This window comes from Psychrobacter sp. CX5 (assembly GCF_057621535.2).
Genome location: NZ_CM177735.1, coordinates 566,968 through 583,494 on the forward strand (window position 1 = coordinate 566,968; position 16,527 = coordinate 583,494).

The 16,527-nt window shown below is 41.7% G+C and carries 12 protein-coding genes; 4 read left to right on the plus strand and 8 right to left on the minus strand.

Annotated features, from left to right (window positions below):
- Nucleotides 1–57 precede the first annotated feature (57 nt).
- Together ampD and murJ are read left to right on the plus strand one after the other, a co-directional pair.
- Nucleotides 58–699, plus strand: coding sequence for a 1,6-anhydro-N-acetylmuramyl-L-alanine amidase AmpD (ampD, locus tag AC21OG_RS02090; RefSeq protein ID WP_487377387.1), 642 nt, complete (start codon nt 58–60; stop codon nt 697–699).
- A 166-nt stretch (nt 700–865) separates the two neighbouring features.
- Nucleotides 866–2,416: a murein biosynthesis integral membrane protein MurJ gene (gene murJ / locus AC21OG_RS02095; protein WP_487377385.1), complete on the plus strand. Its 1,551-nt coding sequence runs from the start codon at nt 866–868 to the stop codon at nt 2,414–2,416.
- Between the two features lie 340 nt (nt 2,417–2,756).
- Here the strand turns inward: murJ and AC21OG_RS02100 are convergent, their stop codons facing one another.
- Both AC21OG_RS02100 and AC21OG_RS02105 read right to left on the minus strand, forming a co-directional pair.
- Complete coding sequence (locus AC21OG_RS02100; protein WP_486545882.1) at nt 2,757–3,035, minus strand: type B 50S ribosomal protein L31; 279 nt, start codon at nt 3,033–3,035, stop codon at nt 2,757–2,759.
- 402 nt (nt 3,036–3,437) lie between these two features.
- On the minus strand, nt 3,438–4,670 hold the full coding sequence (locus tag AC21OG_RS02105; protein WP_487377384.1) for an EcsC family protein: 1,233 nt from the start codon (nt 4,668–4,670) through the stop codon (nt 3,438–3,440).
- Between the two features lie 414 nt (nt 4,671–5,084).
- Here AC21OG_RS02105 and AC21OG_RS02110 point away from each other — a divergent pair, with 414 nt between their 5' ends.
- Nucleotides 5,085–7,034, plus strand: a complete 1,950-nt coding sequence (locus tag AC21OG_RS02110; protein ID WP_487377383.1) for an anthranilate synthase component I family protein — start codon at nt 5,085–5,087, stop codon at nt 7,032–7,034.
- A gap of 152 nt (nt 7,035–7,186) precedes the next feature.
- On the opposite strand, the gene hisC is transcribed toward AC21OG_RS02110, so the two are convergent.
- On the minus strand, nt 7,187–8,287 hold the full coding sequence (hisC, locus tag AC21OG_RS02115; protein ID WP_487377381.1) for a histidinol-phosphate transaminase: 1,101 nt from the start codon (nt 8,285–8,287) through the stop codon (nt 7,187–7,189).
- A 130-nt stretch (nt 8,288–8,417) separates the two neighbouring features.
- On the minus strand, nt 8,418–9,713 hold the full coding sequence (gene hisD, locus AC21OG_RS02120) for a histidinol dehydrogenase (protein ID WP_487377380.1): 1,296 nt from the start codon (nt 9,711–9,713) through the stop codon (nt 8,418–8,420).
- A gap of 785 nt (nt 9,714–10,498) precedes the next feature.
- Between hisD and AC21OG_RS02125 the strand changes: the two genes are divergently transcribed.
- Nucleotides 10,499–11,995, plus strand: a complete 1,497-nt coding sequence (locus AC21OG_RS02125; protein WP_487377379.1) for an esterase-like activity of phytase family protein — start codon at nt 10,499–10,501, stop codon at nt 11,993–11,995.
- Nucleotides 11,996–12,244: 249 nt separating this feature from the next.
- On the opposite strand, the gene hisG is transcribed toward AC21OG_RS02125, so the two are convergent.
- The 4 genes from hisG to AC21OG_RS02145 form a co-directional block, all read right to left on the minus strand.
- Nucleotides 12,245–12,922, minus strand: a complete 678-nt coding sequence (gene hisG, locus AC21OG_RS02130; RefSeq protein ID WP_487377377.1) for an ATP phosphoribosyltransferase — start codon at nt 12,920–12,922, stop codon at nt 12,245–12,247.
- Nucleotides 12,923–13,248: 326 nt separating this feature from the next.
- On the minus strand, nt 13,249–14,523 hold the full coding sequence (murA, locus tag AC21OG_RS02135; RefSeq protein WP_487377375.1) for a UDP-N-acetylglucosamine 1-carboxyvinyltransferase: 1,275 nt from the start codon (nt 14,521–14,523) through the stop codon (nt 13,249–13,251).
- Between the two features lie 163 nt (nt 14,524–14,686).
- A complete protein-coding gene (locus tag AC21OG_RS02140) occupies nt 14,687–14,941 on the minus strand; it encodes a BolA family protein (protein ID WP_486545893.1) in 255 nt (84 codons plus the stop codon).
- A 309-nt stretch (nt 14,942–15,250) separates the two neighbouring features.
- Nucleotides 15,251–16,231, minus strand: a complete 981-nt coding sequence (locus AC21OG_RS02145; RefSeq protein ID WP_487377374.1) for a BON domain-containing protein — start codon at nt 16,229–16,231, stop codon at nt 15,251–15,253.
- Nucleotides 16,232–16,527: the final 296 nt, after the last annotated feature.

Consider the following 16,527-nt stretch of genomic DNA (forward strand, 5'->3'; position numbering starts at 1 on the left):
TATACATCTAACCTCTTATAACCTCATCAACAAAACCGGTTAATTAACAGTATACCTATGAAGAATCCTCTTTCAAAATTTAATATTAACAAGTCGCCTATCCATCAGACACCTTTTAAGAGCTCTGCGTTAGAGATAAAGTCTGGCCGTCTGATTTCAGCCGAGTGGTTGCCGTCGCCAAATTATAATCAGCGTCCAGACAACACTGATATTAGTGCGATTGTCATTCACAATATCAGTTTGCCACCAGATCAATTTGAGCAAACAGACGCTAATGGTCAGCACTATGTCAAGGCGCTATTTACCAACACCCTAGATTGGGATGCACATCCTTATTTCAAAAGTATCGAAGGCATAGAGGTATCAACCCATTTATTTATTGAGCGTAATGGACAAGTCACGCAATTTGTTAATTTTGAAGATAGGGCCTGGCATGCGGGTCGCTCAAGCTACTTAGCTCAGCCTGAATGTAATGACTATAGTATTGGGATTGAGCTTGAAGGCTCAGACTTTAAACCCTTTACTGAAAAACAGTACCAGACTTTAGCAACCGTCATTGCTGCCCTTTATCAAGCCTATCCTAAAACTCGACGTCACTTAACAGGTCATAGTGACATTGCACCAGGCCGTAAGACAGATCCCGGTGAGCATTTTGATTGGGTTAAAATACGCCGTATGGTCAGCGAAGTCATCTCATGATGTTAAAGCTTTTATGTTAAGGCTTCCATCTTAAATATAAAGGTTCAATGAGAGAGCCTGCATTTAATTCACGTGAGTTCCATATGAGCGTATCATTCTTACCCAAAGATAATGATATAATCTGCGCAAATTTTATGACCTTTTAAATAATAGGCGTTACGACGACATGGCAAAAAGTAAACTGTTTCGCTCGACTATGATTGTTAGCTCCATGACCATGCTTTCACGTATTTTGGGCTTAGTACGTGATATCGTATTGATGGGTGTCTTCGGGGCGGGCGGTCTGATGGATGCGTTTTTAGTCGCTTTTAAAATTCCCAACTTTTTACGTCGATTATTTGCAGAAGGGGCGTTTAGTCAAGCCTTTGTTCCCGTATTATCTGAATATAAAGAACGCTTTACCTTACAAGAGGTTCAAATACTGATAAGCCGTACCTCGGGGGCACTGCTTTTAGTGCTCAGTATGTTGACCGTCGTGGTGATGATAGCCTCACCTTGGGTCATCACTCTATTTGCCCCAGGATTTTCTGACGACCCTGAAAAGTTTCAAACCGCCAGTGACCTACTGCGTTTAACCTTCCCTTACCTGCTATTTATTTCAATGACCGCGTTTGCCGGCAGTGTACTCCAAAGCTATGGTCATTTTGCCGCACCTGCCGTTGCGCCCGTATTACTAAATCTAAGTATGATTGCGGGAGCTTTGATATTCGCACCGATGTTTGACAAACCCATCATGGCGCTAGGTTATGCGGTTGCCATAGCGGGTCTGCTACAGTTCTTTATTCAGTTACCACAGTTGTATCAGCAAAAATTGTTAGTCGGACCCAAAATAGATTTGCAGCATGAAGGGGTTCGTCGTATCTTGAAGCTTATGCTACCTGCAATCTTTGGCGTATCAGTTACCCAAATTAACTTGTTACTCAATACTGTACTCGCCTCATTAATGATAACCGGCTCTGTTTCTTGGCTATACGCGGCAGAACGCCTTACCGAATTGCCATTAGGCCTCATCGGTGTCGCTATTGGTACGGTAATATTACCGAGTTTATCGACCAGCGAAGCCAATAAAGATGATGTCAGCTTTCGTAAGACTCTAGACTGGGCCTCCCGTCTTATTCTTGTCGTTGGGTTGCCAGCTACTTTTGCGCTGTTTGTGTTATCCGATGTATTGATGCAGACTTTATTTATGCGTGGTGAGTTTTTACTAGACGATGCGAGTATGAGTGGTTTTGCGCTACGTTGTATGTCAGGTGGTATATTAGGCTTTATGCTCATTAAAATCTTTGCACCTGCCTTCTTCGCGCGTCAAGATACCAAGACACCGGTCAAAATTGGTATTATTACAGTCGTTGCCAATATGATATTTAGCTTAATATTTGTCGGTCTCTTCTACTACTTAAAACTGCCTCTTCATGGTGGACTGGCGTTGGCCACTACCGGCGCATCCTTTGTGAATGCGGGTTTATTGTACTACCTGTTGCATAAGCGCAATTTGTTTCGGTTTGGACCACACTGGAAAAAACTATTTTTTCAGTTCTTGTTTGCCAGTATCGTGATGGTCGGCTGTCTATATATGATGCTGCCATACTTCCCTACGAACGCCTCACATTGGCACCGAGTATTTGCCCTATTGCTTATCTGTGCGGTCGGTGCTGTGGTATATGGCGTTGTATTACTGGCGTCAGGCTTCCGCCCTCGTCAGTTAAAACATGGCTAGGATTTAATAAGCTTGTATCACTTTAGACTATCTATATGACGAGTGCTAAGCGTTTTAGGATAGAGCGGTTTAGCCTCGATTGCAGCGGATATACTGCTTGAGCGCGCAAATTGCGGAGGCTTAGGATGCAGTGGCTCGCGAAGCAGGAGACACGGCATCCTTTAGCATTCCGCTATGCGTGCTCAAGCAGATAGTAGCGCAAAGCGAGAGTAGCTCCATAAAAAAACCACCGCGATAAACGGTGGCTTTTTTATGCTGTGCAATTTTTTTGATGCTATGCAATACCCTTTCTAAATAAATAACCCTAAAATGAGCTATTATTCAGAATGAATATACGCCATTATTCAGCGTCAGTTTTCTTGCCTTTACTACGGCCACCAAACGCGCCAAAGCGTTTGTTGAAGCTTGCCACACGACCTTCGTTAGACGTTTTGCGTTGCTCGCCTGTGTAAAAAGGATGTGACGCACTTGAGATATCTAGTGGGTAGTAAGGGTATTCTTTGCCTTCGTATTCACGAGTAGCTTTGGTTTTTGCAGTAGAACGGGTTAAGAAGTACACGTCAGCATTGGTGTCGTGGAATAATACTTCTTGGTACTCTGGATGGATATCTTTACGCATTTTGATTTCTCTCTTTGTCCGATATACAGCTGAGCTGTATTAGCTGTACGTAACTGAGGCACTAGCGCATTTGTATGATTAGCCATCGTGTCACTGGCGTATTCCAGCACAAAACACCAATCATTTGCATCTCTAGCCTTCCCCAGTGGGAAGTTAAGGCGGTAATTTTACAGACTTACAAAGCTACTTGCAAGTTAAATAGTCGCTAAATAACCGCAACCAACTTCGCTATCTCACACTCGGCTACTATATCTAACCGCTTTTACTGATATCTAACTGCTTTTACTGATACTCTAATATCAAAAACAAACTTAGTTATAAATAGCTAAAAACAAACAATGACTATAGCTTAAAAACTATAGCCATTGTGCTAATCAGTTGTGCTTATATTGTGATAACTGCTTATTTATTATTAGCGCTGCTGTCTTTGGTTGAATCAGATTTTGTATCCGTCTTAGAGTCGTTTTTAGACGCTTTACCAGAATCCTTCTGAGTGTCTTTATTGTCTGACTGATGATCAGACTTTGATTCAGATTCAGATTCAGACTTTTGGTTAGCTGATGAATGTGCTGAGTCTTTATCCTCATACGCAGCGCTATCTTTAGACTGCTCAGATGACGACTTATTTGACTGATCAGAGTCGGTCTTATCAGAATCGCTTTTATCGACAAGGGCTTCTTTAGCAGGGATAGGTTCAGGACCAAAGGTGGCTTGAGCCACGCCAATAACTTGATCAATAAGATGGCTGTTGTAATGTACTGTTGTTGCCACTGATGCGATTGGCAACAGTTTGGTAAGCCATCCTAAGTTAACGTTATTGATATCTAAGTCAAACTGCTCAGCCAACTTGTCGACTTGCTCGGCATAAAACTTAACACTGGTACTGACATTACCGAGGCCTTTGGTAATTTCGTCACGCACAGTGGCATTGTCAACATTACTCGCAAGTCCTTTAGCAATACCTAACGCCGTTAGAACGGTTTGTTTTTCTTGCATTTTGCTTAAGTCAGCATGAGACAATACGGCATAGGCCATTTTAACGCCTTGCTTACCAGTGAGCGGCTTATCATAGACAGACGCTAACTGATAGACAGAGCGTAACGATACTAATAATAACCAAAAAGTGTCGGCTAACATACCGGGCAATCCTGCAAGCCCACTAACACCGCCCATTGTCGCCAAAGCGCGGTTTTGATTGGCAATATCACGTGCCAAAGCATTACGCTGTTGATCATTTAGCTCTTGAATACCTTCTAAGCGATGCTCGCTGGGTAAGTCAATTTGACTCCACGTTGCCGCCAATTTGGCAACTTGTGAAAAGACACTATCCGTTGCCTTTTGCACCATGCTGTCTGGTAACACCTTTTTTGCAAACTTACCATAGGTTGAAAAACGACCACCCATAAGTTGTTGAGATGTCTTTAAGGTTTGTTGACTTAGTAAATTATTCGCATTGCCTGTCTCAAAGTTAGATAAGTCGACCGCTTTAAAGTGATTGGCTTTACCTGACTTGGCATTGATACCATCAAGCAACGACCCGAAACGCTCAAGATTATTACGGGCAATATGGCCGACCGTATCTATACCATTAATAACCTTACTGTTAGACTTTGAATTAGATTTTTTGTTACTCATACAATATTTCCTCAATAAATTAAGTGATATAAAGTTTAAAAGTTTTGAAAGTTAAAGTAATTCAATTGTTTATCTTGTTTAGATACTAGTGTCGATTTATTCCTTTAAATAAGAATAAAAGCTTCCCCGTCTCAGTAAAATTATATAATTAAGATAATAGACCCAATTATAAAGTTACGATAATAGACTCAATAAGATAAATACCGTAACTCATTTAAAGATAGGGCACTAGTTTTTGACGCTATTTACTCTATCTTATGTAATCCTTCACACAATATCAGTTTAAACAGTGTTATCAGGCTTTGGTTCAATGTAAAATAATTCCATGTTTTAAAGAATGTTAAGTAATACAAATCCTTTTTTAGACATTGCCCTGTTTCTATAGTTGTACTATTTTAATCACATTGAGTGTTTATGATTTATCGTACCTTTTCATTTGATAATATGCCGGCGCACCACCTTGTGCCTCGTTTAGTGACCTTTTTTGACAGGACTGGTTTTAGCAATACTGATTTTGACAACTCCGAACTTTGGCAGTTATGTTGGCTTAATAATGAAGGTGAAGCGGTCATTGGGCTATTACCTAAAACATCGTGGACGGTGGTTAAACAACACTCTTGTGAACCAAAGCAATCTGCATCAAAGCAGTGCGATGGACAAAAACAGCGTCCTGAGTACAATCATAATCAGGATGGCCATCACAGTCTTACTATTAAGATCTTAAAATCTACCCGTAAACTTCCAAAAAACGATAACCCTAACTGTCTCAGCCAAAGCGCTGATTTATTCACAAGTAGCACTTATTTAACGTCCTATAGCGAATGGATCGATGAGCTGATTGACTATGCCAATTTGCATCATGATCATTCTTCTTATCAAAAGGGAGGTGCGCAGGATTTACCCAAAACTGTAGCGTTAAACCTTAATCAAACACTAAATTCTACAACAATTAATCATACAAAAAATGAAGCCAATACTAGCACCCCACCACATTACCCAACTAATAATCAACCCAACCCTAAGCCCAAAAAACCTTTAGAAAAATCAAACCAATGCTATCAGCACGGTTTGGTGGGCTTTATCGGCTATGATCTGAGTGCAAAGGCGCTTAGTCCTCATTCGAATATTGAGGTCGCTGATCAGCCCTGCGCCTTTATGGCTCATTATGATATATATCTGACCCACCATACAACGTTAGGCTGGCAACTTCATGTTCAGCCTGAAACTGACATGGCCGTGATAGAGTTTGTTTTGCAGTATTTGCAACGCTTTGAGGATAGTTTAGCCTCCTTAGCATCGCAAACCGATGACAATCCTTTACAAAGCCATGATAGTGGTTATGAGTATGGTAATAGCAATAAAATGGTTAACCTGCCTACGCCAGCATTATCCTTACATCACGTCTGGCGATTTGATGACTATCAACGTGCATTTGCCCAAACCCAAAATTATTTGTATCAAGGCGACAGCTACCAAATTAATCTGACTCAAAAATGGCAAGGTCGACTAGGTCAACGCTCATGTGTTGACAACCCTTCTGCGACTAAATTAACAATAATGTCTGACGGTCAAAATCAGACTGACCCTATTGAATCAATGTCGCACCGTATCAAACTGGTTAATTATCTGACTGCTCTACATGAGCAAACCCAGGCTCCGTTTGCGGGCTATTTAGCGATTAATCCGTCTTATGGCAGCGCTCATGATCAGTCAAAACGGCACTCTTTTGAGCTACTCAGCTGCTCACCTGAGCTTTTTGTTCAGTTCAATAGAACTGAAGATGGCAAACAGCAGATACTCACCAAGCCCATCAAAGGAACGCAACCTCGCGGCCAGACCGCTGAACAAGATATGCAGTTAAAGTGTCAACTGGCCAACAGTGCTAAAGACAAAGCAGAAAATGTGATGATAGTCGACTTACTGCGCAATGACTTGGGCAAATATGCTGAAATAGGCAGTGTACAGGTTCCGAAGCTGTTTGAAATTGAGAGCTTTAGTAATGTCCATCATATGGTCAGCTCGATTACCGCCATTATTAATAAAACACACCATCCGCTTACCGTGTTATTTGACAGTTTACCTGCCGGATCAATTACTGGCGCCCCAAAAAAACGGGCAGTTGAAATTATCAGTGAGCTTGAATCCGGTCCACGAGGTGCATACTGCGGTACCATGGGATATCTAAATTTTGATGGGACAGGTCAATGGAATGTCCTGATTCGCACCCTTCAAGCAAACCAATATGGTGAGGTAAATTTATGGGCGGGTGGCGGTATCACTGTCGGTTCAGAGTGTCAGGCCGAATATCAAGAGTGCCATGATAAGGTGGGTAATTTACTGCGTATTTTAAATAATGAGAGTTAGGGCATATCCGTATACCCTTTTACTTCAAAAAAAGAGCCCTTCCTTTTATAAAAGAAGGGCTTATATAAAGAAAGGGCTTAAAGTGATTTGATAAGATCAATGTATATTACGAGATAAAGACGTATTGATAACACTCAGATTATCACGACGCCTTATTCGCTCAACAGCTCTTTTAAAGCCTCAATTAAGCGCTGATTTTGCTCAGCGGTACCAACGGTAATACGCAAGTATTCATCGATTCTAGGCTTATCGAAATAACGAACAACCACTCCTTGCTCACGAAGGGCTAAGGCAATGTCGCTAGCATTACCTAGCTTTGGACGGGCAAATATGAAGTTGGCTTGCGACGGCAACACCTCAAATTCTAAAGCCGTTAAGGCTTGAGTCAATTGCTGGCGTAAAGAAATAACCTGTTGACGAACATCTTCAAAGTACGCCTTATCCTGTACACTAGCCAATGCTCCTACCTGCGCCAATCGATCTAGCGGATAGCTGTTAAAGCTGTTTTTCATACGATTTAAAGCTTCGATAAGCGATGGATCACCAAATGCCATGCCCACTCGCAGACCCGCTAAAGAGCGTGACTTTGAAAAGGTTTGAGTGACTAAAAGATTATCGTACTCATTAATTAAGCTAACGGCAGATACGTTACCCTGTTCACTGTCCGCAAAGTCAATATAAGCCTCATCAATCACAATCACCGCATTCGGATGCTCGCCGACCAACTTACTGATGGCATCTAAGGGCATCAAAATGCCGGTCGGAGCATTCGGATTGGCGATGATAATACCTGAACACGGCTGACGATAATCATCGGCTTTAATCGTAAAATCGTCACGTAACGGGATTTTGATCAGCTCGACCTCAAAGGCTTCAGCATAAACTGGATAAAAGCTGTAGCTAATATCTGGCGCTAATAAAGGACGCTCCTTTAAAAAGAAACTGGCAAACACCAAAGCCAACACTTCATCAGAGCCATTACCGACAAATACCTGGTTGGCATTTAAGTCATAAAGTTCCGCCAGCGCCTGTTTTAAATCCTCTGATTCTGGATCGGGATAAAACCGAAGTAAATCTGCTTGATTGGCTAATACGTGACCAACGGCTTCCGCTACTTTTGGAGAAGGTGGAAAAGGATTTTCGTTGGTATTAAGCTTGCATAAATTGTCATGTTTTGGCTGTTCCCCTGGGACATAGGGGGTTAAATGGCGTGTTTTATTTGACCATAATCGAGTATCGGGTTTAAATTCCATAATTTTGTTTCATCATTTTATAAGTAAAGTTTTATGTTATGAGCATGATTGGATATTGAATATATAATGTTTGAGTAGTTCATTTAAAATAGCTTTTACAATTAAGTGCTACACGTTTTGTGAGAAACGGCTACGCGCTGCGAAAACGTGCCGAACGCGCATGCGCTTCTAAATTCTCTTGCATAGCCAAGGTATCAGCCACTTGCGCTAAAGGTCTTGCACCTTCAGGTGTGCAGTAAATCAAAGACGATTTTTTCTGGAAATCATAGACACCTAAGGGTGAAGAAAAGCGGGCAGTCCCTGAGGTTGGCAGGACATGATTAGGACCTGCACAGTAGTCACCAATGGCTTCAGGGGTGTGGCGTCCCATAAAAATCGCCCCTGCGTGGCGGATATCGTTAATCAGCTCATTAGGATTATCAAGCGACAATTCTAAATGCTCTGGGGCAATACGATTGATGACCTCTATTCCTTGTGCCCGATCCTTTACTAAGATTAGAGCGCCGCGATTTTGTAAGGCTTCACGAGCGATGTCAGCTTTGGGCAATTGTTCTAAAGCTTTTTCGATAGCCTGCGCCACTGCCTCTAACTGAGCTTGGCTTGTGGTCACAAAGATGGCCTGCGCCACAGTATCATGCTCCGCTTGCGACAATAAATCCATCGCTAGCCAGTCCGCATTATCATTTGCTTCCCCTTCAGCATACACCAACACCTCAGAGGGGCCAGCAATCATGTCAATACCGACCTGACCAAACACAGCACGCTTAGCGGCCGCCACATACTTATTCCCAGGTCCAGTGATTTTATCAACCTGTGCAATGGTGTCAGTACCATAGGCTAATGCTGCCACTGCTTGCGCGCCGCCTATGGTAAATACTTTATCAACATCTGATAAATGCGCCGCTGCCAATACTAAGGGGTTCAGCTCGCCCTTTGGCGCTGGCACTACCATAATTACCTCGCCAACACCTGCTACCTTTGCGGGTATGGCATTCATTAATACCGATGAAGGATAGGAGGCCAAACCTCCAGGTACATAGATGCCTACCCGATCTAATGGCGTCACCTTTTGACCCAAACGATTACCAAGCTCGTCGGTATAATCCCACGTCTGTTGTACTTGACGTTTATGAAAATCTTTAATGCGCTTAGCTGCCGTTTCAAGCGCTGTTTTAATATCAGACTCTAAGGTGTTAAAAGCATTTTTAAGCTCATCTGCAGTTACTATCAAGTCTTGCATACTTTTTGCTGGATGGGCGTCAAACTTCTGCGTCAAAGACAATACAGCCTCATCGCCCGTTTTCCGAACTTGATTAATGATGTCATCTACGGTGCTTAGTAGCTGTTTGTCATTGACCGTTTCAAACGCCAATAATTCGATGAGTTGTTTATCAAAATTAGCATCAGTGCTGGTTAGTGTACGCATGAAAATTCCTTAAAGCTTGATTGGCTAAGACGCGCTAATGGTTAAAACGGTTAAACAGGTGAGTTATGACAAGATACAACTTAATGGCAATGTTTAATGACTAGTATCACTCTAAGCAAAGTGGTTTTCTAATACCGTTACTTTAAAATAGTTACTTTAAAATAGTTACTTTAATGCATTAGAAGATTTTTATAGGTCTATAACGATTTAGCAATCTAGTGTAGCACGCACTACATAGCGTTTTATTGACGCATAAGTTTTGTTTTCATTAATTTTTATTACATCAATGAGCTGTTAAATTTTAAACCATTCACGTTAAACAACCTACTAATAATTGTAATTAATGAAACCAATAACACCTTAAAGGTGTTGCACACAATAAAAGGCTATAAGCTAGAAACAAGCCATCTTAAAAATCAAATCGGTATGTCTAATAAGGTTAATTCAATCCGTAAATCATTGCGTTAATGAGATACTAAATAAAGTGCATACTGTGGGTAACTGTGCCTATTAACTCACTATTTCACTATACTGACACAATGTTAATGTAGTGTAACAATTTATATTTTCTAATATTGCTACTGGTTTTTAAAGACAATTATTACGTGTTAAAAGCTGCTGTTATTTGCATAGCAGTCGTCAGTCGCTTAATACATAATTGATGTCATCACCCCGCTGCAGTTTAAATAGCCGTACTTTAAATAACAGCACCTTAAACAACCGTACTTTAAATACCTATACCTTAAGCAATCATTAACTGAACTCAATTAAATTGGATTAAAAAGATGAATCTTACACAAAAATTATCATCAAAACTGTTTTTAACGTCGATATCTAGTGCTGTATTACTCGCTTTAAGTGGCTGCGCGTCTACACAGTCATCACATCAAACGTCTCCCTCTACTGTTGTCTCAAATCAACAATTAACAAGTCAACAATTGAACAGTATTATTGCCTCCTATCAGCAAGGGGCTACTCTACCTTATCAGCCCATGCTTAAAGTACGAAATGCGTCCTCGGGGACTGAGCTTGAGATACGTAATGGGGGTTATGGCTCCGATGCTGCCGCCCACCCCACTAATCCGATGCAATTTTACGCCCTAACCGACCGTGGTCCTAATGCCAGCTTTAAAGGTGAGTTGGGCAACGGTAAAATGTTCCCGACGCCTAACTATACCCCGCGTATTGGATTGTTTGAACTGACGCAAAACGGTCAAGTCATTAAAGTAAAAGATATATTATTAAAGGATACGGCCGGTAATCCAATTTCAGGTCTACCCAATAAAGCCAACTTAGGGGGTACGGGTGAAACTCCTTATGACTTACTAGGCAAACCTATTGTCGTTGATAAGAATAAACCCTTTAACGACACGACCAATCCTACCGTCACAGACGACTTTGGCTTAGATGGCGAAGGTTTGGTTGCGCTTAAAGATGGGACATTTTGGGTCAGCGATGAATATGGACCTCATATCGTCCACTTTGATGCCAATGGCCGTGAAATCAACCGTATTAATGCCTTTGCTACAGATACCCGTAATAACGTCGTAGTAAATGGCAAAAAGATCTTATTACCCGCTGAATTTTCCAACCGCCGTGCCAACCGTGGAATGGAAGGTCTTACCATAACACCTGATGAAACCACGTTAGTTGGCATCATGCAATCGACAATGGACAACCCATCCAAAGCGGTTCGCAAACAAGATATCACTCGTATCGTGACCCTGAATTTGCAGACGGGTAAGGTCTCTCAGTATCTGTATAAGCAAGAGAAAGCACAAAATTCGAACTCCGGCATTGTCGCGCTCGATAACAATACCTTCTTAGTCATTGAGCGTGATGGCAGCTTTGAGCGACAAAAACCTGGGGCGCAAAAGCATATCTACAAAATCTCTCTAAATGGCGCAACGGATCTAGAAGCCATTGTAGAGACCGACAATGTCAAACAAGAAAGTCAGCTTGGCTTAATGCTTGCTGGAAAAACTGTCGAGCAATACCTTATGGACGCTGGTAGTACAGAGTCTGGCTGGGATAAACTCACGCGTACGGGTATTAAACCAGTGAGTAAAAAGCTGGTCTTAGATGCGGTTAAAGCCTTCAATTATCCTCATGATAAGTTAGAAGGCATGTGGCTAATGGGCAATGGCCGTCTTGGCTTAATAAACGATGATGACTTTGCCACTTGGTCAACCGATGGTGTCCTTGAACAAAAACATCTTGATACCGCAAAAACGGTTGAAGACGCCAATCGCTTGTATATTGCCACTGGTTTAGACTATTAATGAGATTGATATTCAGCAACTGCTATCATTTTATTCATTTAGCTTAACACTGCTGTAGATTTGAACCTAACTTAGTTTTCATTAAAAAAATACCACTGGTTAACCCAGTGGTATTTTTTATATTTTGCACTTATTTTTGAAATAAAGGTTTAAAGATAACATTTTAGAGACAAGACCTTAGAATGGTTCAGTTAATTCGATTCGCTTATACTAAGGCGAATGTTACCCAGCTACTCGTCTACGCTTGACTCAACTTGACTCACTGACACTTTGCTTAAAGCTTTGTAATATCGGCTCGAGAAGTTCAAACTTACGTTTATAACTGACTTGATTGACGATCAAACGAGACGATATGTCACAAATATGATCATGAGGCTCCAATCCATTTGCACGTAGCGTATTGCCGGTATCCACCACATCCACGATTAAATCCCCTAATCCCACCAAAGGCGCAAGCTCCATCGAGCCATATAATTTGATAATATCGACTTGTTGGCCTTGACTGGCAAAATAGGCACGTGCCACATTGACGTATTTTGTGGCAATACGCAATCGACGATTAGGCAACGTCGCTCCCTTAATGCCAGCTGTCATTAGCTTACACTGTGCAATTTTTAGATCCAGAAGCTCATAGACATGCTTAGCGCCATGCTCTAATAAAACGTCTTTTCCAGCGACACCAAAGTCTGCCGCACCGTGCTCTACATAAGTAGGAACATCACTGGCACGCAAAATAAGGACACGAACTTTGTCATGTGAGGTTGGGAATATTAATTTTCTAGACTTATCGGGGTCTTCTAATAGTTCTATACCCGCAGCTTTTAACAAGGGTAACGTCTCTTTTAAAATTCGGCCCTTGGATAACGCTAAAGTCAGACCATCATAATCTTTATCTGCTTTATTCAATATTTCATTGGTTTTAGTCATAGTAAGACAAGTCTTTAATAGATAAGGGTAATAGTTTTTGGAATGGTTGATTTATACGGTCTACTTCTGCTGTTAATAATACCTTTTCTATAAAATAACCTATCTTTGTCAGTTTCGCTGAACCTACTATTTGTAGCGTTTGCACTCGTCTTCCTCGATAAGTTAATTTCTAGATTTGGTATAACCTGTATTCACAACCTAACCTAAATTAAAGTAGTCTATTTCGCCAACAACATTGCTGATATGGCACATATAAATGTGCAATCGCTTATGTAGACAAATGACCACTGATGCTTGCGGATACAGGTTTTAAAGATCAACAGGTTTTAAAGATCTTTCACAGGGTTAAAGCGCTCAATATTAACCCCCAAACCACGTAGCTTTTCTTCGACATGCTCATAGCCACGATCAATATGATAGATACGGTCTATCAACGTATCACCTTCGGCAGCAGCGCCTGCCATTACCAGTGACATTGAAGCACGTAGGTCCGTTGCCATCACAGGTGCTGCATTAAAAGCCTCTACCCCTCTGACAATCGCCGTATGACCATCCACCTGAATATCAGCACCCATACGCTTTAATTCTGGGACGTGCATATAGCGATTTTCAAAGATATTCTCAATAATCGTGCTGGTACCTTCAGCCAAGCAGCACACTGCCATAAGCTGAGCTTGCATATCGGTTGGGAAGCCTGGATGTGGCTGCGTACGAATATTGACAGGCTTAGGGCGACCGGTCATTTGCGCGCGTATCCAGTCTTCACCAGTGGTGATCAAGGCGCCCATCTCTTCAAACTTTTGTAATACGGGTTGCAGCAACAGTGGGTTGGTATTTGTCGTAGTCACATCGCCTTCAGTCATCAATGCGCCCGCCAAATAGGAGCCTGTCTCAATGCGATCCGCAACCACAGAGTGCTCACAACCATGTAAGCTGTCCACCCCTTCGATGGTTAAAGTGGCCGTGCCGATACCCTCAATTTTGGCACCCATTGACACTAGCATATTTGCCAAGTCGACCACTTCTGGTTCGCGTGCGCAGTTCTCTAATACAGTGGTGCCCTTGGCTAAAGTGGCGGCAATCAGGACATTTTCAGTCCCACCAACCGTCACCATATCAAAACTATATTGACAGCCGATTAAACGTCCCCCTTGCGGTGCTTTGGCAATCACATAACCATTTTCAACATCAATATCTGCACCCATCGCTTTAAAGGCTTTTAAATGCTGATCCACAGGACGTGACCCTATTGCACAGCCGCCTGGAAGAGACACTTCTGCCTCGCCGAAACGCGCTAATAATGGCCCTAATACTAAAATTGAGGCACGCATGGTTTTCACCAGTTCATACGGCGCAAAATAGTTTTCAATACTGCTGGTGTCACAGGTAACCGTATTCCCCTCTTTACTGATTGAGATACCCATACCGGCGATCAATTTAATCAAGGTACGAACGTCTTGCAATGAAGGCACATTAGTCAATGTGGTCGGCGTTTCTGCCAATATCATCGCTGCAAGAAGCGGTAAAGCGGCATTTTTTGCACCTGAAATTTTAACTTCGCCTGCAATGCGACTGCGTCCTTTGATTAAAAATTGATCCATTGAATACGTTCCTAAAACTGTGGTTGCTTAATAGCATTGGATAAAGTGTTGAATAAAGTGTGAAATAACGTGTCAAACAAAATGTAAGTTAAATTGTTTAACCTTATTGCTAGATTGATGAGCGTACGTATATGATTGATTCATAAGCGTATTAAACTCAAAATTAGTGACTTTCTTGTTTTTCTTCCCATTCTTTGGGAGTTAACGCTTGAATATTTAGCGCATGAATCTCACCACTGGCAATGATGTCATTCACTAAAGCATAAATCGCTTGCTGACGCTGTACCAAACGCTTTCCTTCAAAGCTGTCATCCACCACGCGCACATCAAACTTATTGCCTTGGTTGGCAGCTTGAATGAAAGCATCGGGATAATGGGTTTGTAAAAATGCAATTAAATCATCAGCGTTCATGCTCATAAAGTCTACCTATAATAATAGTCTGGGTGAATGTGGTTGGTTGAACGATAGTTGACCGAACATAGTTAATTCAATAAAGTTAATTGAATAAAGTTAATTGAATAAAGTTAATTGAATAAAGTTGGGTAAATATGGCTACTTACTGGGCTTTATGTTGTCATCAATCAGCACACTACCGTTTTCAAGCAGTAGAATGATAATTATAACAAGGGTTAGAGCAATTTACCTAATTGACCTTAATGCTAATAGCAATACTGAAATCCATACGGCTGATAATAGCGATATCAATAGTGAGAATAACAAAAAGGTCTACCAGCCTGGCACCTGCTCTTTATACATCTCAATATAAGGACTGGCATAAGGTTGCGAGTCTTGACGATTAGCTGCAGGCGCAACAGCTCCTTGGTTTGTGCCCACTTGACCTTGAGGGGGCTGACCTTGCGGAGGTGCGATAGTTGGGGCCACTGTGGTCGGCACTGCAGATGCTGCTGTGGATGTTGTAGGCGTTGCATAAGAGGTGGGTGTTGAAGGAGAATAGCCAGCTTGGTTGTTACTACTAGATCCTTGCGCTCCTTGTGCTTGCTGTGCTCCCTGAGCAGGCGATGATGCCACCACTACTGGCGCTTCACTATAACGCGCTACAGGCGGCTCAAGCCCGGTCTCTTGAGAAATACTGTTTTCATCAATCGGGGCACCATTGTCATCTATCAGCTCAGTTAATAGCACCAACTCTTTAATACCAACCGTACTGTCAACAATATTTAGTAAATGACCTCGTTGAGAAGGCGTTAGCTTACCCATCGCATAGACTACCCCGTCATCGGTAACGATCTTCACCTGACTGGTACTTATCGCATTATTTGCCAAGATCTTGGCGTTGATTTTAGAGCTAATATAGCCATCATGGATGGTATAACTGGCCCCTTTGGCATTGGCCACATTGAGTCGATTATAAAACTGTTTGACATCTGGCATCGAAGAAATAATACTGCTTATCTGCTGTTTGGTTTGCTCATCAGGAACTTCCCCTGTCACCAAAACTGTACTAAAAAAGCTGTCCACACTAATACGACTACGCTGATGCAAAGTAGGATCCATACGATTTATATTAACCAGTGCCGTATTTTCAATACCCCTATCCAAAAGACGCTGGGCTAACGAACGCTCAGTAACGGCCACACCGTAGGTATCCTCTGGTGAATTCATCGTTTGAATGGCAGTACAGCCAGACAACAGGCTGATGCTTAATAAAGCACCCAACGTCGTACGTTGAATAGTCTTAGTTGACATAGAGAATTTATGGGATAACAAAGCTCTCACCATTTTAAATATCCTTATTGATAGCTTACTACTAAATCGTTCGTATTATATTTATACATCAGTATTTATGCATCATTTCTGCATTAACCTAATATGGCATGATACCCAATTTGTATTCGACAAAAACGGTGCTCAACTAAAACTGTACATAATTTCAAATAAAATTATGAGCATCTTAGTTTACCGCAATCCTGCTTACCTTAAAACAAACTTTTAAATCATGTTTAAAAACCAATGTACTTACAATTAACCGACTCTAACTAATC

Excerpts from the sequence above, each read along its gene's own strand:
- ampD (WP_487377387.1), top strand. The coding sequence starts at position 58 with ATGAAGAATCCTCTTTCAAAATTTAATATTAACAAGTCGCCTATCCAT.
- murJ (WP_487377385.1), top strand. The coding sequence starts at position 866 with ATGGCAAAAAGTAAACTGTTTCGCTCGACTATGATTGTTAGCTCCATG.
- AC21OG_RS02100 (WP_486545882.1), bottom strand. The coding sequence starts at position 3,035 with ATGCGTAAAGATATCCATCCAGAGTACCAAGAAGTATTATTCCACGAC.
- AC21OG_RS02105 (WP_487377384.1), bottom strand. The coding sequence starts at position 4,670 with ATGAGTAACAAAAAATCTAATTCAAAGTCTAACAGTAAGGTTATTAAT.
- AC21OG_RS02110 (WP_487377383.1), top strand. The coding sequence starts at position 5,085 with ATGATTTATCGTACCTTTTCATTTGATAATATGCCGGCGCACCACCTT.
- hisC (WP_487377381.1), bottom strand. The coding sequence starts at position 8,287 with ATGGAATTTAAACCCGATACTCGATTATGGTCAAATAAAACACGCCAT.
- hisD (WP_487377380.1), bottom strand. The coding sequence starts at position 9,713 with ATGCGTACACTAACCAGCACTGATGCTAATTTTGATAAACAACTCATC.
- AC21OG_RS02125 (WP_487377379.1), top strand. The coding sequence starts at position 10,499 with ATGAATCTTACACAAAAATTATCATCAAAACTGTTTTTAACGTCGATA.
- hisG (WP_487377377.1), bottom strand. The coding sequence starts at position 12,922 with ATGACTAAAACCAATGAAATATTGAATAAAGCAGATAAAGATTATGAT.
- murA (WP_487377375.1), bottom strand. The coding sequence starts at position 14,523 with ATGGATCAATTTTTAATCAAAGGACGCAGTCGCATTGCAGGCGAAGTT.
- AC21OG_RS02140 (WP_486545893.1), bottom strand. The coding sequence starts at position 14,941 with ATGAGCATGAACGCTGATGATTTAATTGCATTTTTACAAACCCATTAT.
- AC21OG_RS02145 (WP_487377374.1), bottom strand. The coding sequence starts at position 16,231 with ATGTCAACTAAGACTATTCAACGTACGACGTTGGGTGCTTTATTAAGC.